General features: G+C 63.0%; 23 protein-coding genes. 12 read left to right on the plus strand and 11 right to left on the minus strand.

Annotated elements, in window-relative coordinates; genetic code table 11:
- Nucleotides 1-26: 26 nt before the first annotated feature.
- Nucleotides 27-488: an Lrp/AsnC family transcriptional regulator gene (locus D8W71_RS01340; protein WP_121118374.1), complete on the minus strand. Its 462-nt coding sequence runs from the start codon at nucleotides 486-488 to the stop codon at nucleotides 27-29.
- A gap of 94 nt (nucleotides 489-582) precedes the next feature.
- On the opposite strand from D8W71_RS01340, the gene D8W71_RS01345 reads away from it, so the two are divergent.
- Together D8W71_RS01345 and D8W71_RS01350 are read left to right on the plus strand one after the other, a co-directional pair.
- Nucleotides 583-999, plus strand: a complete 417-nt coding sequence (locus tag D8W71_RS01345; protein ID WP_121110314.1) for a rhodanese-like domain-containing protein — start codon at nucleotides 583-585, stop codon at nucleotides 997-999.
- Nucleotides 1,000-1,077: 78 nt separating this feature from the next.
- The gene (locus D8W71_RS01350; RefSeq protein ID WP_121110316.1) at nucleotides 1,078-1,884 is read left to right on the plus strand and encodes an alpha/beta fold hydrolase; all 807 of its coding nucleotides are present in this window, start codon (nucleotides 1,078-1,080) and stop codon (nucleotides 1,882-1,884) included.
- A gap of 48 nt (nucleotides 1,885-1,932) precedes the next feature.
- Here the strand turns inward: D8W71_RS01350 and D8W71_RS01355 are convergent, their stop codons facing one another.
- On the minus strand, nucleotides 1,933-3,708 hold the full coding sequence (locus tag D8W71_RS01355) for a helix-turn-helix domain-containing protein (protein WP_121110318.1): 1,776 nt from the start codon (nucleotides 3,706-3,708) through the stop codon (nucleotides 1,933-1,935).
- Nucleotides 3,709-3,778: 70 nt separating this feature from the next.
- Between D8W71_RS01355 and D8W71_RS01360 the strand changes: the two genes are divergently transcribed.
- Nucleotides 3,779-5,152 (plus strand): FAD-binding oxidoreductase, encoded by a 1,374-nt coding sequence (locus D8W71_RS01360; RefSeq protein ID WP_121110320.1) that lies wholly within the window; start codon nucleotides 3,779-3,781, stop codon nucleotides 5,150-5,152.
- Nucleotides 5,153-5,220: 68 nt separating this feature from the next.
- Here D8W71_RS01360 and lpdA read toward each other — a convergent pair whose 3' ends face one another.
- From lpdA to D8W71_RS01385, 5 genes are all read right to left on the minus strand, one after another.
- Complete coding sequence (lpdA, locus tag D8W71_RS01365) at nucleotides 5,221-6,561, minus strand: dihydrolipoyl dehydrogenase (protein WP_121110322.1); 1,341 nt, start codon at nucleotides 6,559-6,561, stop codon at nucleotides 5,221-5,223.
- On the minus strand, nucleotides 6,558-7,823 hold the full coding sequence (locus D8W71_RS01370) for a dihydrolipoamide acetyltransferase family protein (RefSeq protein WP_121110324.1): 1,266 nt from the start codon (nucleotides 7,821-7,823) through the stop codon (nucleotides 6,558-6,560). Before D8W71_RS01370 ends, lpdA begins: the two co-directional genes overlap by 4 nt.
- On the minus strand, nucleotides 7,820-8,818 hold the full coding sequence (locus D8W71_RS01375; RefSeq protein WP_121110326.1) for an alpha-ketoacid dehydrogenase subunit beta: 999 nt from the start codon (nucleotides 8,816-8,818) through the stop codon (nucleotides 7,820-7,822). The genes D8W71_RS01370 and D8W71_RS01375 overlap by 4 nt, the downstream gene beginning before the upstream one ends.
- A complete protein-coding gene (gene pdhA / locus D8W71_RS01380; protein ID WP_121118376.1) occupies nucleotides 8,815-9,918 on the minus strand; it encodes a pyruvate dehydrogenase (acetyl-transferring) E1 component subunit alpha in 1,104 nt (367 codons plus the stop codon). Before pdhA ends, D8W71_RS01375 begins: the two co-directional genes overlap by 4 nt.
- A 127-nt stretch (nucleotides 9,919-10,045) precedes the next feature.
- The gene (locus D8W71_RS01385; protein ID WP_121110329.1) at nucleotides 10,046-11,389 is read right to left on the minus strand and encodes an MFS transporter; all 1,344 of its coding nucleotides are present in this window, start codon (nucleotides 11,387-11,389) and stop codon (nucleotides 10,046-10,048) included.
- A 179-nt stretch (nucleotides 11,390-11,568) separates the two neighbouring features.
- Here D8W71_RS01385 and pnuC point away from each other — a divergent pair, with 179 nt between their 5' ends.
- From pnuC to D8W71_RS01400, 3 genes are read left to right on the plus strand one after another with little or no spacing between them, the layout of a single operon-like run.
- A complete protein-coding gene (gene pnuC, locus D8W71_RS01390; protein ID WP_121118378.1) occupies nucleotides 11,569-12,198 on the plus strand; it encodes a nicotinamide riboside transporter PnuC in 630 nt (209 codons plus the stop codon).
- A 1-nt stretch (nucleotide 12,199) separates the two neighbouring features.
- Nucleotides 12,200-13,288, plus strand: coding sequence for an AAA family ATPase (locus D8W71_RS01395; protein WP_121110332.1), 1,089 nt, complete (start codon nucleotides 12,200-12,202; stop codon nucleotides 13,286-13,288).
- Entirely contained in the window at nucleotides 13,285-13,983 is a 699-nt protein-coding gene (locus tag D8W71_RS01400; protein ID WP_121110334.1) for an NUDIX hydrolase, read from the plus strand. The genes D8W71_RS01395 and D8W71_RS01400 overlap by 4 nt, the downstream gene beginning before the upstream one ends.
- 32 nt (nucleotides 13,984-14,015) lie before the next feature.
- Here the strand turns inward: D8W71_RS01400 and D8W71_RS01405 are convergent, their stop codons facing one another.
- Together D8W71_RS01405 and D8W71_RS01410 are read right to left on the minus strand one after the other, a co-directional pair.
- Complete coding sequence (locus D8W71_RS01405) at nucleotides 14,016-14,663, minus strand: HAD family hydrolase (RefSeq protein WP_201265222.1); 648 nt, start codon at nucleotides 14,661-14,663, stop codon at nucleotides 14,016-14,018.
- A gap of 85 nt (nucleotides 14,664-14,748) precedes the next feature.
- Complete coding sequence (locus tag D8W71_RS01410; RefSeq protein WP_121110336.1) at nucleotides 14,749-16,146, minus strand: short-chain fatty acyl-CoA regulator family protein; 1,398 nt, start codon at nucleotides 16,144-16,146, stop codon at nucleotides 14,749-14,751.
- Nucleotides 16,147-16,297: 151 nt separating this feature from the next.
- Here D8W71_RS01410 and prpD point away from each other — a divergent pair, with 151 nt between their 5' ends.
- The 4 genes from prpD to D8W71_RS01430 all read left to right on the plus strand — a co-directional run bounded on the left by prpD (nucleotide 16,298) and on the right by D8W71_RS01430 (nucleotide 21,453).
- Nucleotides 16,298-17,800, plus strand: coding sequence for a 2-methylcitrate dehydratase PrpD (gene prpD / locus D8W71_RS01415; RefSeq protein WP_121110338.1), 1,503 nt, complete (start codon nucleotides 16,298-16,300; stop codon nucleotides 17,798-17,800).
- On the plus strand, nucleotides 17,800-18,711 hold the full coding sequence (gene prpB / locus D8W71_RS01420) for a methylisocitrate lyase (RefSeq protein ID WP_121110340.1): 912 nt from the start codon (nucleotides 17,800-17,802) through the stop codon (nucleotides 18,709-18,711). The genes prpD and prpB overlap by 1 nt, the downstream gene beginning before the upstream one ends.
- A complete protein-coding gene (locus tag D8W71_RS01425; RefSeq protein ID WP_121110342.1) occupies nucleotides 18,708-19,853 on the plus strand; it encodes a bifunctional 2-methylcitrate synthase/citrate synthase in 1,146 nt (381 codons plus the stop codon). Before prpB ends, D8W71_RS01425 begins: the two co-directional genes overlap by 4 nt.
- A 139-nt stretch (nucleotides 19,854-19,992) precedes the next feature.
- Nucleotides 19,993-21,453 (plus strand): HNH endonuclease signature motif containing protein, encoded by a 1,461-nt coding sequence (locus tag D8W71_RS01430; protein WP_121110344.1) that lies wholly within the window; start codon nucleotides 19,993-19,995, stop codon nucleotides 21,451-21,453.
- A gap of 49 nt (nucleotides 21,454-21,502) precedes the next feature.
- Here D8W71_RS01430 and D8W71_RS01435 read toward each other — a convergent pair whose 3' ends face one another.
- On the minus strand, nucleotides 21,503-21,964 hold the full coding sequence (locus D8W71_RS01435; protein WP_121110346.1) for a carboxymuconolactone decarboxylase family protein: 462 nt from the start codon (nucleotides 21,962-21,964) through the stop codon (nucleotides 21,503-21,505).
- 48 nt (nucleotides 21,965-22,012) lie between these two features.
- Here D8W71_RS01435 and pdxR point away from each other — a divergent pair, with 48 nt between their 5' ends.
- Complete coding sequence (pdxR, locus tag D8W71_RS01440) at nucleotides 22,013-23,422, plus strand: MocR-like pyridoxine biosynthesis transcription factor PdxR (RefSeq protein ID WP_121110348.1); 1,410 nt, start codon at nucleotides 22,013-22,015, stop codon at nucleotides 23,420-23,422.
- On the opposite strand, the gene D8W71_RS01445 is transcribed toward pdxR, so the two are convergent.
- Nucleotides 23,394-24,344 carry an alpha/beta hydrolase gene (locus D8W71_RS01445; RefSeq protein ID WP_236077881.1) on the minus strand — a complete coding sequence of 317 codons (951 nt, stop codon included), beginning with the start codon at nucleotides 24,342-24,344 and terminating at the stop codon, nucleotides 23,394-23,396. The two genes, pdxR and D8W71_RS01445, sit on opposite strands and share 29 nt — an antisense overlap.
- 270 nt (nucleotides 24,345-24,614) lie before the next feature.
- On the opposite strand from D8W71_RS01445, the gene D8W71_RS01450 reads away from it, so the two are divergent.
- On the plus strand, nucleotides 24,615-25,487 hold the full coding sequence (locus tag D8W71_RS01450) for an LLM class F420-dependent oxidoreductase (protein ID WP_121110352.1): 873 nt from the start codon (nucleotides 24,615-24,617) through the stop codon (nucleotides 25,485-25,487).
- The last annotated feature ends 21 nt before the right edge of the window (nucleotides 25,488-25,508 follow it).

Raw genomic sequence — 25,508 nt, forward strand, 5'->3', positions numbered from 1 at the left:
GTCAGACCTGGTCATCCACCAATTACCTACCGGGCCGGAGCGATCGGCCGGCCCGGCAACGTGCTCGAGTAGACGACGCTGGTTGTGATGCTGCCCAGGGTGGCCAGTTTGCCGGTGATTCGTTCGAGGTCACGCATGTTGCGGGCAACGACTTTGAAGACGAAACAGTCGTCACCGGTGGTGTGATGGGCTTCGATCACCTCGGGAGTGGTGTCGATGACCTCGTGCAGCGGTTTGTAATTGCCCGACGGGTAGGCCAGCCGCACGAAGGCCGCGATGTCGTACCCGAGTGCCTCTGCCGAGACTGTGGCGACATATCCCGTCAAGACGCCGTGATCGGTCAGCCGACGCACCCGGTCGGCGGTCGCGCTGGCAGACATCGAAATCACACGCCCGAGCTCGGCGACGCTCTGCCTGCCGTCACGCTGAAGTTCCGCGACGATCAGGCAATCGGTGTCATCGAGGACGATCTGCGATTTCGACGGCATGCCCCGAAAGATACCGTCGATTCTCTGGCAAATCCCGGCCAACGCCATCATTTGCACGTTCTGAACGGGCCATCCATGCAGTGAACTGGAGGCCATGAACACAGCAGCACTCGATCATTTCGCCGCGAAGCTCGACTACGAAACAGACCCCTCCGACCTCGCTGCCGCACGTGCGTCCGGGACGGCTCCGGTGGTCGTCGACACCCGCAATCACCAGGCCTGGGACCAGGGCCACATTCCGGGTGCTCTCCACATTCCGACGGCGGATCTCCCCCGGCGAGCTATCGACGAGCTCCCCGATCGTGACGCCGACATCGTCGTCTACTGCTGGGGTCCGGGCTGCAACGGCTCGACTCGTGCGGCCTTGGCTCTCACCCAACTCGGCTACACCCATGTCCGCGAACTCATCGGCGGATTCGAGTACTGGGCACGCGAAGGGCTCGCCATCGAGTCCGCGACTGGCCGCAGCCGTCGCCCGGTCGACGAGCTGACGGCGCCAACGCCGACCTGATCCACTTCGGTGGAGGGAACCTCCATGTCGGTCGCGTCGGATTCGTGGTTGCATCGCGGGTGAGAAGAAGGAGCCACCATGCCAACCGTCGTCACCAACGACAACGTGACCCTCAATTACATCGACGAGGGCAGCGGACCCGTCGTGGTCCTGATCGCCGGATTCTGCGCACCCGCCACGACATGGGTGCTGCAGCAGAAGGCATTGGTCGACGCCGGATATCGGGTCCTCGCACTCGACCGGCGGGGACACGGCGACTCGGAGGCTCCCGAGCACGGGGCGACGATGGCCAGGCACGGCGCGGACATCGACGACTTTCTGCGAGCACTGAGTGTCGACGACGCCGTCCTGTGCGGTGGTTCGATGGGAGCGAGCACCATCTGGTCGTACATTTCGCAGTTCGGAACCGGACGGGTGAAGGCCGTTGTATCCGTGGACCAGACACCGAAAATGATCAACGACGCCCACTGGTCCAACGGTTTCTACGGGCTCACCGACGCCAACAAGGACACGTTCTTCGCCAACGGCGTCCCCGACACCGGCAAAGGCCTGCCGAAATGGAAATCAAAATCCCTGTTGCCAGTTCTGAAGATGGTGGTGAAGCTTCGAACGATGCCGAAGATGGTCTCGCCCGATACTCCGCCGATGAGAGCACTGCTGCGGGATCACGCTCTTGCGGATTGGCGTGACGTTGTTGCTGCAGCTGACGTTCCGGTGTTGATGGTCGCGGGCAGGGACAGTCAGTTCTGGCCATCCACGCATGCAGCCGACTCGGTCACGGGGAATCCACTCGGCCGCTCGGTGGTGCTGGAGAAATGTGGCCACGCGTCGAACATGGATCGGCCGACGGAATTCAACGCTGCGCTGCTCGAATTCCTCGGATAGCTGGGCACGGTGCACCGATCGTCACGGCAAGGACGGGGGATCCCACGTTCATTCGCGGACAATCGGTGCACCATGCCCACGCCCCAGAAGGTCGGCGCTCCTACGCAATCGCATCAGCACCTGAAGATCGAGCGCCTTGTCCGGATCACGCCACTGCGTGCCGATGAGCCGGTCGATCGCGTCGAGTCGTTGGTAAAGAGTGTTGACATGCACGCCGAGGGCCGCGGCGGTGGCCGAATGGTGACGCCCGTGCGCGAGATACGCCGACAGTGATTCCAGCAACGGAACGCCCCTCTTGCTCTGCTCGGCCATCAGTGGTCCGAGTTGTTCTTCGGTGAGTTCGTCGAGATGCTCGCGGGCCATGTGACTCAAGAGGATTCGGTAGATTCCGAGACCGCGTGCCGACGAGACCTCACCGTCACGGCCGAGGGTGGTCAGCACGTCGACCGTCTGCTGTGCTTCGCGGTAGGCCGAGGCGAGCGCAAGCGCTCCGCGAGCCGGCTCGGAAATCCCCACCGTCGCACCCGTCGTGAACATCGGCCGGACCACAGCGGACTCCTGCGCGGGAACTGCCACCAACACCCTCGAACCATGCTCGGCAACAACCGTTCCGGCGGGAAACTGCGCGACTCCCAGCGCGGCCCGCGACACATCTCCCTGCGCGACGGCAATGCAGTACGACGAGCTGGGAGTCAGCCCTGCCAGTCGGAGTTGTCGACGCTCGTCGTCGGGCGAACCCGCCGGGTGCGACAGCAGGTCGACCAGAAACGCGTCCTGGGCTCGTCGTGCAGCCTCCGCTGCCGCACGTTCCTCCGCGAGAGACAGCGCGATCGCCGGCACCGCACGGTCGAGAAGCAACCGCGTCTGCTGATCGTCCGGGCCGACGGAGAGCAGCACACCCAGGAAGATGCCCGCGGCTGCGACCCGGTGGGCGGTGATGGAACCGTCGGCGACGGTTTCTGCGCCGTCGCGGCATTGCCGAAATGCACTGCCTACCTCAGTGACTCGGTCTTCGAGAAGTTCGGGGACGGTGGCCTCGTCGGTGAGAAAGTACGCCGGTCGGCCGGACAGCGTCGCAACCTCCCGTACGAGCCGCCCGACGCCACCGCCGCGGAGCACGACCTGCGTCAAAGTCCTGTCCCATTGCAGGGTCTGCTCCAGTTCTGCTGTACGGACGGACAGTTCCAGGTTCAGCGATTCGAGTCTTTCGATCGCGCGCACGTTTTCGATGGCGATAGCGGCATGCGCGGCGAGCGCGGAGAGCAATGCGATCTCGCTTTCGGCGAAGTCCCGCTCCTGGCGCTTGCAGGCGAACAGCACCCCGATCACTCGGTCACCCACTCTCAAAGGCACTCCGAGCAAACCTCGCATGTTCTCCGACCGCGCCGCACTGTCGGCCCCGGTCATGTGCCGGAATGCAGGCTCGCTCTGGTAGTCGGGGGTCCACGAGGGCGACGCACCGCGCACGATCAAGCCGACGAGGCCTTCGTCCTGCGCCAACCTGAGGCCTATCAGTTTCGGCGTCAGAGCACCGCTCGCGACCTCGATGACGAACTCGTCCTCGTACACCGATCCCATGTAGGCGAGATCGACTCCCAACAGTCTGCGCGCTTGATCGACGACTTCCTGTAGCAGCACCCGATTGTCGCGGACCGTTGTCAACCGAACCGCGATGTCGTTGAGGGCCGCCAGTTCCGTACTGCGTTGACGGCGCTGGTCGAGCAATGCGCGTAGCCGCAATGCCGCGTGGGCGTCCGGACCGGGAGACGCCAGGCGATGCGCCTCCAGCACGTCGATCGAAGCGTCGTCGAGCAGCAGATCCATCCATGATCGCTCTTCTGCCATGGATAGAACGTACATTGGCCGAGACCCAGCTCACAGCTAAACTCGGTCCATGACGCTCGTCGAACAGTTGCTGGAGTCTCTTCCCACGGACCGCATAGTCGTCGACCCCGACGTCATTGCTTCGTACCAACACGACGAGGCCGAATGGGCTCCGTTCGCGGTTCCGGTGGCAGTAGTGCGGCCTCGCACAGCCGAGGAAGTTCAAGCCGTGGTGCGAGCGTGCCTGGCACATGGCGCCCCAGTTGTCACCCGCGGAGCCGGTACCGGGCTCTCCGGCGGAGCCAACGCCACCGAGGGCTGCGTCGTGATTGCTCTCGACGGGATGGACGCCATCAAGGAAATCGATTCGCTCGAGCGCTACGCCGTGGTCGAACCAGGCGTCGTCAACGATCATCTGCGCGCAGCCTGCGCGGACCAGGGACTGTGGTACCCACCGGATCCCGCGAGCGCACCCTGGTCGACCATCGGTGGCAACGTCGCCACCAACGCCGGAGGACTCTGCTGCGTCAAATACGGCGTCACCCGCGATTACGTCATGGGTATGCAGGTCGTGACGGGAACGGGCGACCTCATCCGCTTGGGCCGCAAGACCGCCAAAGGTGTTGCTGGATACGACCTCGCAGGGCTCATGGTCGGCTCCGAGGGAACACTCGGCATCATCACCGAGGTCACCGTCAAACTTCGACCGCTCCAGGATCCGCAACGAACTGTCGCCGGCTACTTCGACTCGATCGTCGACGCCGGACGCGCTGTGGCAGCGGTCGCTGCCGCGGGATTGACGCCGTCGGCGCTGGAGTTGATCGACAAGCAGTGCCTCATCGCGGTCGACGCGTGGAAGAACATGGGCCTGTCGGTGGAGGCGAACGTCGTTCTGCTCGGGCGAATCGACGATCCCGGCCTCATCGGTGACCAGGAAGCCGAGAAGATGTTGTCCTGCTTCGAGGAGGCAGGCGCCACGTGGTCCGCGGTGTCAACCGATCAGGAAGAGGCCGACGCGTTGTTCGCCGCTCGACGACTCGCCTACCCGGCGATGGAACGGCTGGGCCCTGTCCTGACCGAGGACGTGTGTGTCCCGAAGAAGCATGTGCCGGAGATGCTTTCACGCATCCAACAGATCGGCCTGAAGTACGACACCACCATCTCCAACATCGCGCACGCGGGTGACGGCAACCTGCATCCTCTGCTCATCACCCCGCACGACGATCTTCCGGCCCGCGAACGCGCGCAATCCGCATTCGCCGAGATCATCGACGCCGCACTCGAACTCGGTGGCACTGTCACCGGCGAGCACGGCGTGGGCCTACTCAAGATGGACGGGCTGGTACAAGAACTCGACCCCGTCGTCCTGGAGATGCATCGGTCGATCAAACGCGCCTTGGACCCCCAGGGGATCTTCAATCCGGGCAAAGTTTTCGCCATGTAGGCGGTACCCGCCAGTGGCACGGTTAAGCGCCCGCAAGGGCACTTAACCGTGCCACTGGGGGGAGGCGCCTAGTGAGAATGCAGCGGCTTTCCAGCGAGGGCGAGGTGGGCCTCGCCGAATGCCTCGGACTGCGTCGGATGCGCGTGGATGAGGTGCGCCACTTCTTCCGGATACGCGCCCCAGTTCACGACGAGTTGGGCCTCCCCGATCAGCTCGCCCACTCGGGCACCGACCATGTGTATCCCGACGACAGCGCCACCGGCTCGGACGAGCTTGACCCCTCCGGACGCGCCGAGAATCTGACTCTTGCCGTTGCCCGCAAGGTCGTACACGACGGCATCGGCAGAACCGTGCTGCTCGGCGGCTTGCGCCTCGGTGAGTCCCACCGACGCGATCTCCGGATTCGAGTACGTGACACGTGGAATGTTGGCGTCGGGAACAGCAACCGGCTTCAGGCCCGCAATCTGCTCGGCGACGAAGATTCCGTGCTGAAAACCTCTGTGCGCCAACTGCGGACCGCGAACGACATCGCCGACGGCATAGACGCCTGCATCCGACGTCATCAAGGTGGAGTCCACGGACACAAACCCGTTATCGAGCGAAATTCCCTGCAGATCCGGGGTATTCGGCCCTCGTCCGACCGCCACGAGCAGTACGTCGGCTTCGAGCGTCTCACCGGATTCGAGTGTCACTGTGACACCGTCGGGTGTTTCCTTCACGCCCGTGAACGGCGACGACGTCTTTGCCGCGATCCCGCGTTTCTTGAACGCCCGGGTGAGCTGCTTCGACGCCCACTCGTCCTCGGCAGCAACCAGTCGCGGAAGCGCCTCGACAATGGTCACCTCCACCCCGAACGACGCCCAGACACTAGCGAATTCGACGCCGATGACCCCGCCGCCGAGCACGATTGCCTTCTTCGGAACGTAATCGAGTGTCAACGCCGTATCGCTGGTGAGTACTCGTGGGCCGAGCTCGATTCCCGGCAGCATCTTCGCGTGCGAGCCGGTCGCCAACACCACGGACTTGCCCGTGATCCGTCGTCCGTCCACTTCGACGGTTCTGTTGCCGACGTATCGACCTGTGCCGCTGATCATCTCGACTTTGTGCGCCGAGACCAGACCCTGAAGGCCCTTGTACAGCTTCGATACGACGCCGTCCTTGTATGCGTGCACCCCGGCGATGTCGATGCCCTCGAAGCTCGCTCTCACTCCCACCGACGAACTCTCGCGAGCGGTGTCTGCTACCTCGGCTGCATGCAGCAGTGCCTTGGTCGGGATGCATCCGCGGTGCAGGCATGTTCCGCCGACCTTGTCCTTCTCGATCAGAGTGACCGACAGACCTAGCTGGGCGGCCCGGAACGCACACGCGTAACCGCCTGACCCGCCACCCAGGATGAGAACGTCGCTCATGCCAGAGCCACCAGGTTCATCGGATCGGCGAGAATGGACGCGATGTCGGCAAGGAAGCGCGATCCCTGCTCACCGTCGACCAGACGATGGTCGAAGGACAGACTCAACGTCGTCACCGACCGGAGGGCGATCTCGCCTTCGAACTCCCAGGGCTGACGACGGATTGCGCCGAAGCACAGAATCGCTGCCTCACCGGGGTTGAGGATAGGCGTCCCCGAATCCACACCGAACACACCCACATTGGTGATGGTGATGGTCCCTTCGGCGAGATCGCTCGGTCCGGTCTTGCCCTCCTTCGACGTCACCGTCAAATTCGTCAGGGCCTGCGCGAGATCTTTCAGACCGAGGGTGTGCGCTTCCTTGATGTTCGGCACCATGAGACCTCGAGGGGTCGCCGCGGCAATGCCGAGATTGACGTACCCCTTGGTCACGATTTCTTGATTGACCTCGTCCCATTCCGAGTTCAGGCTCGGATTGGATCGCAGCGCAACGAGAAGTGCTTTCGCGACGAGCGCGAGCGGTGTCAGCTTGATGTCGCGAAAATGCTTGGTGGCGCGGAGCTTGTCGATGAGTTCCACCATTGGTGTCACATCGACAGTGATGAACTCGGTGACGTGCGGTGCGGTGAACGCACTCGCCACCATCGCCGCGGCCGTGTGTTTACGGACGCCCTTGATGGGCGTGCGGGTCTCGTTCTTCGCTGACTCGGCCGCCGCGGGTTCGGGCTTGGCCAGGTAGGTTGCGACGTCGTCGCGCGTGACCTCGCCGTGCGAACCGGTGGCGGGGACGTCGGCCAGGTCGATCCCTTCCTGACGAGCGACGAACCGAACAGGTGGGGACGCAAGCGGCCTACCGTTCGACGGCGTGGTCGACACCGGAGCACTCGACACCGGCGCACTCGCTACAGGAGCGCTGGACGTACGGCCGCTACGACGGCTTACGCCTTCCCCTGCAACCCCGTATCCAACGAGAACCGGGATGCGCTCTTCCTTCTCGGCGGGCTCTACCACCGCGGCTTCTTCTGAATCGTCCGCGATGTCGATGATGGCGCTGCCGACTTCGATGGTCGTGCCCTCTTGTGCATGCAACGCCACCACTGTTCCGGCATACGGGGAGGGCAGTTCGACGGATGCCTTGGCGGTCTCGACCTCCGCGATCACCTGATTGAGTTCGATGGTGTCACCGACCTCGACGAGCCATGTGATCAGCTCGGCCTCGGTGAGCCCTTCGCCGAGATCGGGGAGCAAAAAGCTTTTCGTCATGCGGGGAATGTCCTGTCCACTGCGTCGAGAATTCGGTCCGCGTCGGGGAGGAAGAACTCTTCCACCTTGGCCGCCGGATACGGTGTGGAAAAGCCGCCGACTCGCTGGACCGGAGCTTCGAGGCTGTAGAAGCACTGATCTTGCACGCGTGCAGCGATTTCCGCTCCGATACCCATGAAGGTTGCCGCCTCGTGCGTGATGACGAGTCGGCCGGTCTTACGTACGGAGGTGGCGATCGTGTCCATGTCGAGCGGCGAAAGAGATCGTAGATCGATGACTTCGATGGACCGGCCCTCCCCCGCGGCGACGTCGGCCGCTTGCAGCGCGGTGACGACCAGCGGTCCGTAGGCGATGATCGTCGCATCGGTTCCTTCGCGGACCACCCTGGCCTTGTGCAGCGGGTAGGCGTCGTCGATCGGGCGCGCGACGTCCACTTCGCCTTTCTGCCAGTAGCGACGCTTCGGCTCGAAGAACAGGACCGGATCGTCGGACGCGATTGCCTGTCGCAGCATCACGTTGGCGTCGGCTGCGTTGCTGCAGCTGACCACACGCAGACCTGCCGTCTGCGCGAAGTAGCCTTCCGGTGATTCCGAATGATGCTCGACGGCGCCGATCCCACCGCCGTACGGCACCCGAATGGTGATGGGCATCTTGACGTTGCCACCGGTTCGGTAGTGCAACTTGGCGACCTGCGACACGATCTGGTCGAATGCCGGGTAGATGAATCCGTCGAACTGGATCTCGACCACCGGTCGATAGCCGCGGAAGGCGAGACCAACTGCGGTGCCGATGATTCCGGACTCGGCCAGCGGGGTGTCGATGACGCGATTCGGCCCGAAGTCCTTCTGCAGTCCGTCGGTGATGCGGAAGACACCACCGAGCTTGCCGATGTCCTCACCGAGGAGAACCACCTTGGGATCGTCCTCCATTGCCCGCCTCAGCCCAGCGTTCAGAGCTTTGCCGAGCGGAAGGGTCGGCGCGAGAGTTGCGGTCATGACTGAACTCCTTCGAATCCGGCGAGGTAGGTGGCGTAGGCGTCGCGCTCCTCGGCGATCAGCGGGTGCGGATCGGCGTAGACGTTGTCGAACAACGACATTGCCGTCGGTTCGACGGTTCCGAGACATCCGCGGCGCAGTTCGGCTGCGGTGTGGTCTGCGCGATCCTTGACGCGTGCTCGGAAGGCGGCGTCCATGGCGCCTTCCGCGTCGAGCAGTCGTTCGATGCGGTCGATCGGGTCCTTCTGCTTCCACTCGTCGTCGAGAGCAGCTGGGCGGTAACGCGTCGGGTCGTCCGACGTCGTGTGCGGTCCCATGCGATAGGTGACGGCTTCGATGAGCGTCGGACCGCTACCTTCACGGGCTCGGGCGAGAGCAGTACGGGTGGCAGCGAGCACTGCCAGGACGTCGTTCCCGTCGACCCTGAGCGACGGCACTCCGAATCCGCGCCCACGCTCCGCGATGGTGATGTGGGTCTGCAGCGTCACCGGCTCGGAGATCGCCCATTGATTGTTCTGGCAGAAGAACACGACCGGGGCACCGAAACTTGCTGCGAAGCCGAATGCTTCGGAGATGTCGCCCTGGCTGGTGGCCCCGTCGCCGAAGTACGTGATGACCGCGCCCTCGGCCCCGTCGAACTTCATTCCGAGTCCGTAGCCGGTGGCGTGCAGAGCCTGCGCGCCGACGATGATGGCCGGGGTAGTCATGTTGTACTCGTAAGGGTTCCAACCGGACTGAGTGGATCCGCGCCAGAAGCGCAGCATCTCGGTGGGGTCGACGCCACGGCAGTACGCGACGCCGTGCTCGCGGTAGCTTCCGAACACGAAGTCGTCGGCGTGCAGAGCCCGTGCGGAGCCCACCTGGGCGGCCTCCTGACCGAGTAGTGGCGCCCACAGTCCGAGCTCGCCCTGTCGCTGAAGGGCCGTCGCTTCTGCATCGATGCGGCGTACGACGACGAGGTCCTCGTAGAGATCGCGGAGCTTGTCGATCGTGATGTCCTCGACTGTCCGGCTGTACTCCGAGGGCTCGGTTCGCTTGCCCTCGGGTGTGACGATCTGGATGAGGTCGTCATCGCTCGTCCTGGAAATTGCGGTGTCCATCTCGGCCTCCATACAGGTTGCACTGTTACCTGGAACACAATCAAGAATCATCATCAAGCGCAATAGATGCTTTTCAAATTGAGCATCCTGCACGGTTCTGGGTCACGGAAACGTGCTCAACCTGTGCCTAGTGACTCATCGCGGCATCCGCGTCGGAGTCGGACTTGGCCCCCACCCGACCACGAAGTACGACGACCAAGAGCACTGCCATCAACATGACCGCGCCGACGACCCACAGTCCCGCGCGAGCGTTCCCGGTCGCGTCCAGTAGCCACCCAGTCACGTACGGGGCGCCGAAACCCGACATGTTGCCCACTGAGTTGATGATCGCAATTCCCGCCGCGGCACCCGCACCCGTGAGGAAGGTGCTGGGCAGGTACCAGAACACCGGTAGAGCGCAGAACACACCGACCGCGTTGACGGTCACCGCGAGCATCGTCGTGAACGGAGAATCCATGTAGAGAGCGAACGGGATCGAGATCGCCCCGATCAGCGTCGGCAGCGCCACATGCCAGATTCGTTCACCGGTTCTGTCCGAGTGACGGCTCCACATCACCATCGCGAGGGCGCCGATCGCGAACGGGATTGCAACGATGAGACCGGTCGTGACGAGCGAGAAGTCGGTGTCGAACGTTTGCTTGAACCCGGCCACGATGCTCGGCAGGAAGAAGCTGAGGGAGTACAAACCATAGGTGATACCGAAGTAGACCAAGCCGAGCATCCAGACGCGGACGTCGCGAAGTGCCCGCTTGACCGAGCCGCTGATGTGACCACCTTTCGCGGAGTCCTCTGACTCCAGTTCCGCAGTCAACCAGGCCTTTTCGTCGTCGTCGAGCCATGTGGCCTGCGATGGCCGATCCGTCAGATAGAACCAGGTGACGAAGGCGAGCAGAACTGCTGGAATACCTTCGACCAGGAACATCACGCGCCAACCCGAAAGTCCGAACAACCCGTCCCAGTACTGGATGATCGCACTGGACAACGGCGCACCCAGGGCCGAGGAAATCGGTAGCGCCAGCAAGAACAGGCCCATCAACCGAACTCGGTAGGCGCGGGGAAACCACATCGTCATGTAGAGAAGGACTCCGGGAAAGAAGCCCGCCTCCGCGATACCCAGCAGAACCCGAAGCCCGTAGAGCCATTCCGCGGTGGGCACGAAGGCCATGGCGGCCGCAATGATTCCCCACGTCAGCATGATGCGTGCAATCCAGCGCCTGGCACCGAACTTGTGCAATGCCAAGTTGCTCGGCACCTCGAACAGCAGATATCCGATGAAGAACAAGCCCGACGCGAGGCCGAACATCGTCTCGGTCAGGCCCAGCTCGTCACTCATCGTGAGCTTGGCGAGACCGATGTTGGTGCGATCGAGATAGTTGACGAAGTAGGCCAGTCCGAGAAACGGGATGATCCGTCGGGCAACCTTCTTTACGACTCGCGATTCGATCTCGGGCGTGAGGGTGTCTGCAGGCATGGGACTCGGCTCTCATAGAAAGAAAGTGACGCGCACCACGTTATTTGCTTGTCGACGTGCGAGCTATGGAGGAACCAACCACTCTGCGACCATCCGCCCGTATGTTTCGACCGGACTTCCACCGATTCGATCGCCGTGCTAGTTTTTAGTAGTCATTACGACTACAAAAAGGAATGGCCATGCGCACACTCTCCGACTGGCTCGCATCGACCGCGTTCGTCTCGTTCGGTGCCCCGACATCCTGGGTCGAAGTGATCGGGTTCCTGACGGGAGCACTGTGTGTCGTTCTGGTCGCCCGTCAGTCGATCTTCAACTGGCCCATCGGAATAGCGAACAACGTGGCATTCGTGGTGCTGTTTCTCGGCGCAGGCCTCTACGCCGACTCGGCACTGCAGTTCGTCTACATCGCCCTGGCCGTTTGGGGTTGGCTGACGTGGACCTCGGGCGGAGAAAGACAAGCGCTCGTCGTTACGCGCACCAGCGCCCAGGAGTGGCTACGTCTGGCGGCGGCGGGGGTAGCCGGCGTCGCCGCCATCACTGTATTGCTCAGTGTTGCAACAGAATCGGTCGTCCCGTTCTGGGACGCCCTCACGACGACGCTTTCCCTCCTCGCTACCTGGGGCCAGATCAACAAGCGTCGCGAATCGTGGTTTCTCTGGATCGCCGCCGACGTCATCTACGTACCGCTGTACCTCTACAAGGATCTTGTTCTGACCGCGGCTCTCTACCTCGGATTCATCGCGCTGTGCATCGGCGGACTGATCGCATGGACCAAATCCATGCGCGACGCCGAACTGGTGGAGGTGTGAAATGTACGAGCACGCGCTGATCATCGGGAAGTTCTACCCACCGCACCTCGGCCATCACGCAATGGTTCGATATGCAGCTGGACTTGCGCGTCGCGTCACCGTGGTCGTCATGTCCTCGGCGTTCGAATCGATACCGCTGGTAGAACGAGTGTCGTGGATGACCGAGTCGCACGCAAAGGACCTCTCGGTCACCGTCACCGGCATCGTGTGCGACGCCCCCATCGACCACACCTCTCGGGCCGTCTGGGCTGCGCAGGTGGCCTGCATGAAAGCCGCCGTCGACCAGGTAACGGACGTCCCGGTCGACGCCGTCGTCAGCAGCGAATCCTACGGGGACGAACTGTCGCGGTGGTTCGATGCCACCCATGTGCCCTTCGACCCCGATCGTGCGTTCTTCCCCGTTTCCGGTACGAGCTGCCGGCACGACCTTGCGGCGTCGTGGGATCTACTCGACGCTCCGGCACGGGCTGGTTCGACGACACGCATTGTCGTCCTCGGGGCCGAGTCCACCGGGACCACGACGATCAGTGTCGGACTGACACAGCATTTTCGAGCGCGTGGAGGAGTGTGGGCCCGGACCGGACTCGTCGAAGAATTCGGCCGACAGGACACCCTGGACAAACTCGACAATGCCCGTCGGACGCGGCCAGTAGCCGATGTGAACGACATCGTGTGGACCGGCGAGGACTTCGGTCGCATTGCTCGAACTCAACAGGCCCACGAGGACGACGCAGCACGCACCGGCTCTCCGATACTGATCTGCGACACCGACGCGTTCGCGACAACGGTCTGGGAGCGTCGGTATCTCGGTCCCGGCTCGGCACACGCGGAACAGGAGTTGGTCGATCGACATGCGGTGTATCTACTCACCGATCACGTGGACGTACCGTTCGTGCAGGACGGAATCCGCGACGGAGAATCGATCCGTGCCGATATGACAGGCTGGTTCGTCGACGCGCTCACCCGCAGCGGTCGATCATGGGTCATGCTGACGGGAAGTGCAGACGACAGGATTGCCCTAGCCGTTCGTGTGGCAGAACAGGAACTGCGCAGGCGCACAACGTTCACCGATCCGCTGGGAGTGCCATGACCTACGACCCGACCGTGTACCCCCAGTTCGCAGTGACAGTGGACCTCGTCGCTCTGACGCTGCGCAACGGTGCGCTGAGCGTTTTGCTGGTCGAGCGCGGGGAAGAACCGTTTCGGGGAACTCGCGCTCTTCCTGGCGGATTCGTACGACCCGACGAATCCGCCGCCGACGCCGCATCCCGGGAACTGAGCGAGGAAACCGGTCTCAGTATTTTCCCTGGGTACGTCGAACAGCTCGGAACCTACAGCGAACCCGACCGTGATCCCCGCATGCGCGTCGTCTCCATCGCCTATGTCGCGTTCGCTCCCGATCTTCCCGAACCCGTCGCCGGAACGGACGCAGCAGCGGCGTCCTGGATGTCGGTCGACGACGTACGCGATCTGGGCTTCGACCACGACACGATCTTGGCCGACGCCATCGAACGGGTCCGGTCGAAGTTGGAGTACACGACCCTCGCCACCAACTTCGTCACCGATCCCTTCACCATCAGGGATCTGCAGTGCGTGTACGAAACCGTCTGGGGAACAACACTCGACCGAGCGAACTTCAGGCGCAAGGTTCTGGGAACCACGGGATTCGTCGAACCCGTCGACGGAGTCACCACGGCCACGGGCAGGCGTGGGCGCAATGCTCAGGTATACCGACCGGGCCGTGCCGAGTCCCTACATCCGCCGATCTTGCGCGCACCCATGTGAACGAAAATGCATAGCCCACTATGTACTTTCGTTCACATGGCTCGCACTCCGAGGAGAGCGGACGCGACATCGGTATCGACTCGGGTCGGCGCGAAGTCCTCGTGTGGCCACGTGCGGCCTCGACTGATCCACGAGCTCCGGCACCCCAGCACATGTGCACCTCGAATGTCTGCCTCTGGGTTGTCGCCGATCATCCACGCGCCGTCGAGAGTCGACCCAACCCGCTTGGCAGCGATACGAAAGATCTCCGGCTCAGGCTTCTTCACGCCTTCCGTTCCGGACACCACCCACCCGTCCACAAAACGATCGAGACCGATTCGGAACATCTTGCGCTCCTGCATCGATGTCGGACCGTTGGTGACGACCACGATGCGGCAACCGTCCGCGCGTAAACTATCGAGCGCCGCGGCCACATCATCGGCAAGCTCGACATCCTCACAACCGCCGTCGTCGAGCAGGCTCCAGCAGTCCGAGGGACGGAGTTCGGGAAATCGAACGCATATCGCGTATGCGACTCGATCACGTGGCGCGTACCCGCCCTCGTCCAGGTCCATGACCCACGGCACCACCTCGCTTCCGAGTCCGTGATGCTCGCAGAAACGAGCCACCGAGCGAGAGAAAGCCGCGTCACGATCGACGAGTGTCCCATCGAGATCCGCCATGATCAGGCTCGAAGTCATGCCGGAGAGCTTAGCGAGCCTGCGGCATGTGAACGAAAATGCGTAGCCCACTATAAATTTTCGTTCACGTGCGGCGAAGCCGCCCTCAGGAATACGGATACGGCAGATCCGTGCTCACGCTTTCGTCTACGAGCAACGATTTACCCAACTGAGGAAAGGCACGCTGCGCGCACGAATGACGCTCGCACACTTTGCACCCTGGACCGATGGGTGTGACCGCGCCGGGGAGATCGTCGGCGTACACGAGTTTGCTCGCGTGCGCGATGTCGCACCCGAGTCCGATGGCGAAGTTCTTCTCCGGTGCGCGATAGCCAAGTCCGCCACTTCGGGTCGTGCGCGCGATCCACAGGTACGTTCTGGCATCGGGCATCTCGGCGACCTGGGTGCGAATCTGCCCCGGGGTGGCGAACGCGTCGTGCACCACCCACAGCGGGCAGCTTCCACCGACCCGGGAGAAATGGAACGCTGTCGCGGATTGACGCTTGGAGATGTTGCCGGCGCGATCGGTACGCACGAAGAAGAATGGAACGCCCTTGCTCCCTGGCCGCTGTAGCGTCGACAGCCGGTGGCACACCGTCTCGAACCCGACCTCGAAGGTCAGCGAAAGCAGATCGATGTCGTATCGCAGGGACTCCGCGGCAGCGAGAAACGTGCTGTACGGCAACAACAGTGCACCCGCGAAGTAGTTGGCGAGACCGACCCGAGCAAGTTCGCGCGATTGCGGTGTCAGGCCGTTTGCTTGATCGACGAGCGTGTCGATCAACGCCGAATGCGCGAGAAACGCAAGTTGGGTTGCGATCTGGTAGGCACGTTGACCCGCTGTGAGCCTGCGAGCAAGAAGAAGCGTATTCCCATCGTAGGAACGCTTGGGGCCCAATGCACCCGGAAGATCGTCACGAATCGACACGGTGACCCCGTGCTCACGCGACATGATCTCGGACAACTGCAGATCCAGGGCACCGATGCTCAGCCCACGCCCCCGAAACATACCCTCCGCCGCAGAGTCCAACTCCGCTACGTGGTTTCGACGATCATAGAAGAAGTCACGAACCTCCTCGTAGGGCATCGGCACCCTGCCCGAGTCGGCTACGACCGTTCCCTCGAGCCCCAAGGACATGCGCTCGATCTGTTCGGTCGCGGCATACAGACGTCGATGAAGTTCGACGAGCGTGTGCCCCACAGCTGGCATTCTGGACACCAACTCCTGCACCTCGGCCGAGGACACCGCATCAGTGGTCTCACTGAGCACGTCCTGCAGATCCGCAACGAGCCGAGCATCGGTATCAGTGGCGAAGAACGTGGGGTCGAGCTCGAACATCGAGTTCAGCTTCAACAGAACCGGGACGGTCAGCGGACGTTGATCGTTCTCCAGCTGGTTCAGATAGCTGGGTGAGAGGCCGAGCGTCTTCGCCAACGCCAGCTGAGTCAGGCGTCGTTCTTCCCGCAGCCTCCTGAGCCTGCTCCCCGCGTAGATCTTCTGCACCCCAGCAGCGTAACGCGGCACATTCGCAAGGTTCGCAACATTGCAGCCTACGCCCCACAAAGATCGGCATCTGCAACATCTTCCCCAGTTCAGAACCCCGCAGTAGCGTTGCGAACAGAGCGTAATCACGACATACCACGGAGGTTTCACGGTGAAGACCCATCTCGTTCGTACCCGCCGATCGGCCGAGGACTTTCCTCGGTCGGAGCACCTCGCGTGGAAGATCGCCGAAGTCGCGGCCGACACCGTCGACGTACCCGAGGCAACAGCCGAGATGATTGTCAACCGCATCATCGACAACGCTGCCGTCGCCGCTGCATCCATCGCACGGAAGCCGGTCACCAGCGCGCGATCCCAGGCACAGGCTCATCCCTACAGTCCAGGTTCCACTGTGTTCGGCATCGCCGGAAACTACTCGCCTGAATGGGCAGCGTGGGCGAACGGCGTCGCGGTCCGCGAACTCGACTTCCACGACACCTTCCTGGCCGCCGAGTACTCGCACCCCGGCGACAACATTCCACCGATCCTCGCGGTCGCGCAGCACGCGGGGCGGTCGGGGCGCGACCTCATCCGAGGCCTGGCGACCGGGTACGAGATCCAGATCGATCTTGTTCGAGCAATCTCGTTGCACGAGCACAAGATCGATCACGTCGCACATCTCGGTCCCTCCGCTGCGGCAGGCATCGGCACGCTCCTCGGCCTGGACACCGAGACCATCTACCAAGCCGTCGGACAAGCACTTCATACGACGACGGCTACCCGCCAGTCACGCAAGGGCGCCATCTCCAGTTGGAAGGCGTACGCCCCGGCACTGGCCGGGAAGGTCGCCGTCGAAGCAGTCGACCGCGCATTGCGTGGCGAGGGCGCACCGTCGCCGATCTGGGAGGGCGAGGACGGTGTCATCGCGTGGCTTCTCGGAGGTCCCGACGCCGAATATCATGTGCCACTGCCCGGCCCGGGTGAATACAAACGTGGAATTCTCGACAGCTACACCAAGGAGCACTCCGCCGAGTATCAGAGCCAGGCACCCATCGATCTCGCTCGTCGGATGCGTTCGGCCATCGAGGATCTCGATCAGATCGAGAAAATCGTCCTGCACACCAGCCACCACACGCACTACGTCATCGGCACCGGCTCCAACGACCCGCAGAAGTTCGACCCCACGGCGTCCCGCGAGACCCTCGACCACTCGGTCATGTACATCTTCGCCGTCGCGCTGGAGGACGGCGAGTGGCATCACGAGCGATCGTACGCACCCGAACGAGCGCAGCGGCCCGGCACAGTTGCTCTGTGGCAGAAGATCTCCACTGCAGAGGACCCCGAGTGGACCCGTCGATACCACTCCCAGGATCCCGACGAGAAGGCGTTCGGCGCCCGTGCCGAGATCACGTTGAAGGACGGCACGGTCATCGTCGACGAACTCGCGGTTGCCGACGCACATCCTCTGGGTGCCAAGCCATTTACGCGTGAGCAGTACGTTGCCAAGTTCCGGACACTGGCCGACGGTGTCGTCGCCCCCGACGAGCAGGACCGTTTCCTCGACGCGGCCCAGGACACTCTCGACCTGGCCGCTGGCGAACTGGATCAACTTACGTTCACCGTCTCCGAAGATGTGCTCGCACGAGCGCCGAAGACCCCGAAGGGCATCTTCTGATGTCGGGTCTGATTGCCGCAGCAACCTCCGCACAGCAGAAGCGCATCGACTTCAGGACCGGACTGACGTCGGGGACGATTCAGCGGCTACCTGGTGCGTTTTCACCGCTGGTGGCAAAGCTCGTGCAGGAGATCGGGTTCGAGGGTGTGTACGTCTCCGGAGCCGTCGTCTCGGCCGATCTCGGCCTACCGGACATCGGGCTGACCACGCTCACCGAAGTGGCCGACCGCGGTCAACAGATCGCCCGCGTCACCGATCTCCCGGTACTCATCGACGCCGACACCGGTTTCGGTGAACCGATGAGCGCTGCACGGACGATCACCGTTCTCGAGGACGCGGGTATTGCCGGCTGCCATCTCGAGGACCAGGTCAACCCCAAGCGCTGCGGGCATCTCGACGGTAAGTCCGTGGTCCCGCCGGATCTCATGGTCCAGCGCATCAGGGCCGCGGTCTCCGCTCGGCGCGACCCGAACTTCGTCATCTGCGCTCGCACCGATGCTGCGGGCATCGAGGGCATCGATTCCGCGATCGAGCGCGCCAAGGCTTACGCCGACGCCGGGGCCGATCTCATCTTCACCGAGGCGCTCACGGACGAATCGGAATTCGCGAAGTTCCGCGGTGCTGTCGACACACCGTTGCTGGCCAACATGACCGAGTTCGGCAAGTCCGAGCTGATCGGCGCGGACGTACTGCAGGAGCTCGGTTACAACGCGGTGATCTATCCCGTCACGACGCTGCGATTGGCGATGTTCGCCGTCGAGAACGGCCTCCGCGAAATCGCCTCCACCGGAACGCAGGCCGCGTCCATCGACCGAATGCAACACCGCAGCAGGCTGTACGAACTACTCGACTACGAACGCTACAACGAGTTCGACCAAGGAATTTTCACCTACCCGAGGGATGCGCGATGAGCTACCCGACCACCCGAGCCTTACTCGCCGAAACTACGACCATCCACAAGGGACTGGCGGGCGTCGTCGTCGACCGCACGGCAATCTCCAAGGTGGTACCCGAGACCAACTCGCTGACCTACCGGGGGTATGCCGTCCAGGACCTCGCCGAGCACTGCAGCTTCGAAGACGTTGCGTATCTGTTGTGGAACGGTGAACTTCCCAATCCCGCGCAGCTCGAACTGTTCTCGCAACGCGAGCGGGCTTTCCGCCGGGCGGACAGGTCGATGCTGTCACTGCTGACCAAGATGCCGGACAACTGCCATCCGATGGACGTGGTGCGTACCGCGATCAGCTACCTCGGCGCCGAGGACCCTGCCGAGGACGACAACTCGCCGCAGGCCAATCTGCTCAAGGCTCTGCGCATGACCGCAGTGCTGCCAACCATCGTCGCTGCGGATCATCGCCGACGGCACGGGCTCGATCCCATCGCGCCTCACTCACATTTGGGCTTCGCCGAGAACTTCCTCTACATGTGTTTCGGCAGTGTCCCCGACGCGAAGATCGTCAAGGCCTTCGAGGTCTCGTTGATTCTCTACGCCGAGCACAGCTTCAATGCCTCGACGTTCGCGGCCCGCGTGGTCACCTCGACTCTGTCGGACATCTACAGCGCGGTCACCGCAGCGATCGGTGCGCTCAAGGGCCCACTGCACGGAGGCGCCAATGAAGCCGTCATGCACGACATGCTCGAGATCTCCGAACCGCATCTCGCCGAGCAGTGGCTTTTGGGCAAGCTCGCCGCCAAGGACAAGGTGATGGGCTTCGGACACCGGGTGTACAAGAACGGCGACTCCCGCGTCCCGACGATGCGTGCGGCGTTCCACGAGGTCGCCGAGGTGACCAACGGGCGCAAATGGGTACGGATGTACGACGTGCTCGAACGAACGATGAACGACGCGACGGGGATCAAGCCGAATCTCGATTTCCCCACTGGGCCGACCTATTACCTGATGGGCTTCGACATCGAGGTGTTCACGCCCATTTTCGTCATGAGCCGTATCACCGGCTGGACCGCACACATCATCGAGCAAGGTGCGTCCAACGCACTGATCCGGCCGCTGAGCGAGTACTCCGGGGTGGCTCAGCGCTTCGTGGTGGCCTGACGAGCATTGCGGCACCGAGTCCAGACGCCCGCGGCGAACCCTCGCCTACATCGGTATCCGGAGTTGCAGCCTTGGAACGGCGCATTCTCTGTCGTGCTTCCACCCGAACTTGTCGGAGGGTCGTTGTAGCTTCCTTCCCATGCACAAGTTGGGGGACTTGAAGGGCGTCGACGCACTCTCGGACATCGAGGTCGCGACGGCACTGACTCAGGTCGTCCATATCCAGAACCAGGCTTCCGCCGACAAATACGCACTCCTCGAACAGTTCGCCCGACGAGGCTTGAACCTGAGGGCCGGGCACTCCAGCGCATCGCATTACCTCGCCGCAGGCACACGCGTCGCCCTCGGCAACGCCAGCCGACAAATCGACACGGCAGCCTGGCTCACTCGGCACCCCACCGTCCTGGAAGCGCTCTCCAACAGCGACATCCACGACGCGCACGTCAAAGAGATCTACGACGGCCACGACACCATCCGCAAGTCGGACCCAACTCTGACCGAAGAACGCCTGGGCGTGGCCGTCGCCGATCTTCTCGCGACCGCAATCGAGAGCACTGCAGGCCAAGTCAAGCACCGAGCGCAAGTGCTCGGTCACGCTGCCGCTGACGACGTCCGCGCACGCTACGAACAGGCGTTACGAAGACAGCGCGAACGCGCCGAACGCGAAGCCGCCGAGCGCGCCGAACAGGCAGCGGAGGAACAAGGCCAGCCCGTGCCCGACACCGACGAAGATGACGACGATGACGAGGAACTTCTCGTCAAGCCACCGCCGGTACCGGTGTCGGAAAACGCGGCGCTGAACACCTTCGACCTCTACCTCCAGTCCAACGGACGTACGACGATCAGAGGCGACGTCGACACAGTCCTCGCCCAGAAACTTCACGCATCGCTCTCGCCGTTCTCGAAGCCTCAACCGGCACCCGACGGCACCCGCGATCCCAGAAGTGCTTCGAAACGACGAGCCGACGCGCTGTCGCAGTTACTCGATCAACGCAGCGGCGAAGGACACTCAGCAGGGCTGGGCAGACCACCCGCTACGGTCAACGTCACCGTCAACCTGCGAGACCTGCTTGCAGACAGGTTCTCCGCGTCGGACGGTCCCGACCCTGGAGTAACTCACCCCAGCGGGGGCGAAGCGAGCAAATCCGCACCGTCCATGGGTGATCCCGACTGGCCGTTCAACCTCGAATGGACCGGGCCGATCAGCCACAGCCTCGCCCGCCTCCTTGCTTGCGACGCTGATCTGCACCCAATAGTGCTGGATAACAACGATGTTCCGCTGTCCATGGGAGGCCGAGTCCGACTCGCCACACCTGGACAACGCGCAGCGGTCACTGTCCGCGACAAATGCTGCATCAGGTGCGGTATGCCCGCACGTTGGTGCCAAGTGCACCACATCGTGTTCTGGGAGGACGGAGGCCCGACGGATCTGACCAACCTGGTCCTCCTCTGCGGTGACTGCCACCGACTCGTCCACAACCATGGATGGGGTGTGAAGTTCGGCGACGACGGCCACCCTTGCGTCATCCCACCCGCCACCATCGACCCCGAACGAAAACCGATACCCAGCTTTCACCGACAACGACGTCCCGCCGCATAGCGGACGTGACGCAAGGTGCCTGCCAGTGCGCTTGCGCTGATCGAGCGCGTTACACGGCGGCCGACACGTTCTTCACTCCAGGCACCATGTGGGTCGAAATCGCATTTCGATTCCACGCGTTGATGGTGATGATCTGGGCGAGAAGTTGACCGATCTGGTGCTCGTCGAAGTGCTCAGCGACTCGGTCGTAAACCTCGTCCGACACACCGCCCTGCGAGACGAGCGTGACCTGCTCGGTGAAAGCAAGTACGGCTTGCTCCTTCTCGTCGAAGAAGTTGGTGGCGTCACGCCATACCGAGATCAGGGCGAGACGCTCCTCGCTCTCGCCTGCTGCGCGTGCGTCGCTCGTGTGCATATGCAGGCAGAATGCACATCCGTTGAGCTGGGACGCCCGGATCTTGATCAGCTCGGCCAGTACCGGGTCGATACCCTCTCGACTCGCAGCGTCGAGCGCGACGATTGCCTTGTAGACGGCGGGTGAGACGGACGGGAGATTGATTCGTGTTGTCATGAAGAGAACGCTAACCAGTGAAGGTGACCCCCTGTAAGGTTCAATCACATGGCTGAAATCGAGGTCAATTCGGGAATCGATCTACACCTCGATCTCGCTCAGGATGGCTCACGCAGAGCCGCACTCGGCGCAGCCCTGCGCGATGCCGTCACCTCGGGTCGACTCGAACCCGGCACCACTCTGCCGTCCTATCGAACACTTGCCCGGGACCTGTCGATTGCACGCAACACCGTCGCGGAGACCTACGCCGAACTCGTTTCCGAAGGCTGGCTCGAAGCGCGGCAAGGATCCGGCACACGCGTCGCCCACCGGGCACGAGCAGTGACGTCGACGACCGCGATTCCGCGTCCGGAGATACGCCCTAGATACGATCTCCGCCCGGGGCGGCCGGACCCGGGCGGATTTCCGAGGTCGGTCTGGCTCGCGGCGTCCAAACGGGCGGTGAACGGGGCTCCGACGGAGGCTTTCGGACCCGGAGATCCGCACGGCCGCATAGAGTTACGGCGAGCGCTCGCCGACTACCTTGCACGCACTAGAGGAGTCCAAGTCGATCCACGCCGCATCGTCGTGTGCTCCGGATTCTCGCAGGCAGCCGACATCCTGACGCAGCTACGAGCGACCGGCCCGTTCGCGCTGGAATCCTACGGACTTCCTTACCACCGCATGGTGTTCGAGAAGGCCGGCGCGACCAGCCCCGTGGACATCGACGAGAATGGTTGCTGCACCGACAAACTGGAGCTCGCCGATGCCCGCACGCTCGTTCTCACTCCGAGTCACCAGTTTCCTACCGGCTCGCCGTTGCATCCCGCGAGACGAACCGAAGCCATCAGGTGGGCCAGGGAACACGACGGGCTGATAGTCGAAGACGACTACGACGGCGAGTTCCGCTACGACCGAACTCCGGTCGGCGCGATGCAAAGTCTGGATCCGGATCGTGTGTTGTACATCGGGTCTGCGTCCAAGAGCCTCTCTCCCGGCATCCGTGTGGGCTGGATGGTCGTACCCGAGCACCTTCTCGACGCAATCCTTGCGGTCAAAGGTGTGCGCGAGGCCACCGTGGGTGTCATCGATCAACTGACACTCGCGGACATGATCGCCAGCGGAGCCTACGACCGTCACGTCCGCGCGATGCGCCTGAAGTATCGACGCCGTCGAGACATGTTGGTCGACGCGCTGGAGGAGCGGGCACCGCACATTGGAACCATGGGCATCTCCGCTGGGCTGCAGGCTGTACTGACCCTGCCCGAGGACACCGAGGACGCGGTCCTCGCGCGGGCAGGCGAGGTGGGAATCGCGCTCGAGGGACTCGCCTGGTTTCGACACCCGAACACCCGGGACGATATCGGCGACGGTGTACTCGCGGGCTTCGCCGCACCCAGCGACAATTCCTACGCCGCCGCAGTGGACGCCCTCGTCGGTGTCCTCGCCTCTACAGACCCAAACCGGCGGAGAGGGTAGGCCAGCTCTTCGGAAGTTGGTCGACCCAGTACGCCCACGAGTGGGTACCGACGGTTTCGAAGTCGAACGTGGCAGGGATCGAGAGCTGACGTAGACGGTCGTCGAGCCGGTGCGTGCAGTAGTTGGCACCGACTTCGATGGCACCTCCGACAAGAACGATGTCCCAGTCCTTGGCGGTCTCGAACTTCTCGTAGCGCCCAGGAAGGCCGGTTCCCACCGAGACGTAGATCGACTTGCCACGCAATCCTTCTGCGTTGACCAACACGTCGTGCGCAGCCCAATCGGGATCGAGCGGTCCGCCGAACATGTTGTTCGCGTCGCCGCCGAAGGCCGAGACGATCCCACGCATGCTGCCCTGCCCGGCCAGCTCGGCCGACGCGAAGCATCCGCTGTAGGCCGCGACTGCGGAGTACAGTGCCGGATTGCGGGAGGCGAGCATCATCGCCGATTGCGCGCCCATCGACAGTCCCGCAATGCCGTTGCGGCCGTTGCCGTCGAACTGTTCGTCGATCAGCGGCGGAAGCTCTTGGGTGAGAAAGGTTTCCCACTGGTAGCGGCCGAGTTTCGGGTCGTCCTTCTGCCAGTCGGCATAGAAACTTCCCGGGCCCGCGAGGGGAAGGACGACGTTCACGTTCTTGTCGCGGAAGAACTCTGCGGCGCCACCTTTACGCAACCACATACTGTTCGACGGGTCCTCCTCGCCGATCCCGCTGAGCATGTACAGGGTGGGCCGCGGACCCTTCTTCACCTCCGGCGTCAGGACCTGGACATCGATGGTCCGGTCCATGCTGGGCGAGTGGACCGACAGCATGGTCAAGGTGGGGCTCGAGGGTTCCAGATGCTCGACGGTGGCAGACCCGGGCTGGGCGTGCACCACTCCGACCGACGCCGCGCTTCCGAGCAGAAGCACCGACACGACCATCATTGTTCGACGCCAGAAGATCACTTAAGCCCCCGCCCTACAAGCAGCCCACGCGGCCGCGCTGAGAGGAGTTTTGCACACGGAAGTGCCTGTTACGCAACATCGCACAAACAGAGGCGAACAATACCGACGTGCCGCTTCCTATAGCCGCCAGAACAGTTCTAAGGACCGAATACCGGAATGTACACAGACCTGCGGACCGGTATGTCCGGGCGAGGGTGGTACCGACGATCCCTGGGTAAGTCGCGGTCACCGGCCTACCGTGGAGTCATGGAACTAGGACTGCACATTGCCGATTTCACCTTTCCTGGTGGCCCGACCACCCTCGCCGACGACCTGGAGCGTGTGGCGGTGGCCGCCGAGGACAACGGCTTCGCGAAAATCAGCGTCATGGACCACCTGTGGCAGATCGAGCCGGTCGGTCCGATCGACACCGAGATGCTCGAGGCCTACACGGCCCTCGGCTTTCTCGCGGCCGTGACGAAGAAGGTCGATCTGCTCGCGTGGGTCACGGCCACCGTCTATCGCGAGCCAGGACTGCTCGCAAAGGCCGTGACCACGCTCGACGTACTGTCGAAGGGTCGGGCGTACCTCGGTATCGGCGCAGCCTGGAACGAGGACGAAAGCGTCGGCATGGGCCTGCGATTCCCTCCCACCGCCGAGCGGTTCGAACGCCTCGAGGAAACACTGCAGATCTGTCTGCAGATGTGGAGTGAGAACGAAGGACCATTCGAGGGCAAGCACTACCAACTCGGGCGCACGATGAACGTCCCCCAACCGCTACGCCGGCCGCATCCGCCGATCCTCATCGGCGGCGGCGGAGAGAAGAAGACACTTCGCCTGGTCGCGCAGTACGCGCAGGCGTGCAACCTGTTCGGTGGCCCGGAGGTCGCCCACAAGTTGGAGGTCTTGAAGGGTCACTGCGACACCCTGGGCACCGACTACGACGCGATCGAGAAAACCGTCATGTTCCCGCTCGACCCAGGTGCCGATGGCGCCAACGTCGACACGATCCTCACGCAATTGGAGGGTCTGTCGAAGCTCGGAGTCACCCACGTCCACGGCTGGGTACCTCAGGTCGCGTCGATCACGCCGCTCGACATCCTCGGTAAGCAGGTGATTCCAGTAATCGCCGAGTGGTGATCCGCCCGGCCGTCATCGCTT

This window comes from Rhodococcus sp. P1Y (assembly GCF_003641205.1).
Classification (GTDB): Bacteria; Actinomycetota; Actinomycetes; order Mycobacteriales; family Mycobacteriaceae; genus Rhodococcoides.